Genomic DNA, 1,464 nt, shown 5'->3' with positions numbered 1-1,464 from the left:
GTGGTTCATGACTGGGGTGAAGTCGTAACAAGGTAGCCGTAGGGGAACCTGCGGCTGGATCACCTCCTTAAACGACACGTCATCTGACTGTCGGTAAGTGCTCACAATGAATTACCTGATCGATAGAGCGGTTAACGGAACTTTAAGTTGGACGTTTGTGCTTCATTAGCAAGCCACAAGCCGCCAGCTTAGAGTTTTGTGCTCTAATGCTCTTTAACAATGTATATCATGCTGACAAAGTAAGATACGTTTCAAGCGTATCCGGCAATTGTCGTGACATCATCGATTGACAGACCCTTTGGGGTTATATGGTCAAGCGATGAAGCGCATACGGTGGATGCCTAGGCAGTCAGAGGCGATGAAAGACGTGGAAGCCTGCGATAAGGTTCGGCGAGGTGGCAAACGACCTGCGACCCGGACATCTCTGAATGGGGAAACCCACCCAAGGTAACTTGGGTATCTCATGTTGAATATATAGACATGAGAGGCGAACCGGGGGAACTGAAACATCTAAGTACCCCGAGGAAAAGAAATCAACCGAGATTCCCCTAGTAGCGGCGAGCGAACGGGGACCAGCCCTTAAGCAACACAACTGGTAGGTGAACAGATTGGGAAATCTGGCCATAGTGGGTGATAGCCCCGTAACCGAAACCTGAGTGTTGTGAAATCGAGTAGGTCGAGGCACGTGAAACCTTGACTGAAGACGGGGGGACCATCCTCCAAGGCTAAATACTCCTGACTGACCGATAGTGAACCAGTACCGTGAGGGAAAGGCGAAAAGAACCCCGGAGAGGGGAGTGAAATAGATCCTGAAACCGTATGCGTACAAGCAGTGGGAGCCAACTTGTTTGGTGACCGCGTACCTTTTGTATAATGGGTCAGCGACTTATTTTCAGTGGCGAGCTTAACCGTATAGGGGAGGCGTAGAGAAATCGAGTCTTAACTGGGCGACCAGTCGCTGGAAATAGACCCGAAACCGGGCGATCTATCCATGAGCAGGTTGAAGGTTGAGTAACATCAACTGGAGGACCGAACCAGGATCTGTTGAAAAAGATTTGGATGACTTGTGGATCGGAGTGAAAGGCTAATCAAGCCCGGAGATAGCTGGTTCTCCTCGAAAGCTATTTAGGTAGCGCCTCACGTATCACCGCCGGGGGTAGAGCACTGTTTCGGCTAGGGGGTCATCCCGACTTACCAACCCGAGGCAAACTCCGAATACCGGTGAGTGCAAGCGTGGGAGACACACAGCGGGTGCTAACGTCCGTTGTGAAAAGGGAAACAACCCAGACCGTCAGCTAAGGTCCCGAAATCCTGGTTAAGTGGGAAACGATGTGGGAAGGCTTAGACAGCTAGGAGGTTGGCTTAGAAGCAGCCATCCTTTAAAGAAAGCGTAATAGCTCACTAGTCGAGTCGGCCTGCGCGGAAGATGTAACGGGGCTCAAACCAGGTACCGAAGCTACGGGT

At 51.1% G+C, this 1,464-nt stretch carries 2 rRNA genes; both read left to right on the top strand.

What is annotated here, in order from left to right:
* Positions 1-70, top strand: a 16S ribosomal RNA gene (locus tag EBB56_RS21760); the annotation flags it as partial.
* A 240-nt stretch (positions 71-310) separates the two neighbouring features.
* Positions 311-1,464, top strand: a 23S ribosomal RNA gene (locus tag EBB56_RS21755); the annotation flags it as partial.

It is taken from the genome of Halomonas sp. YLB-10, assembly GCF_003856855.1.
Taxonomy (GTDB): Bacteria; Pseudomonadota; Gammaproteobacteria; order Pseudomonadales; family Halomonadaceae; genus Halomonas; species Halomonas litopenaei.
The sequence above is the reverse complement of the archived record's forward strand: the minus strand, read 5'-3'. Positions and strand labels throughout refer to the sequence as shown.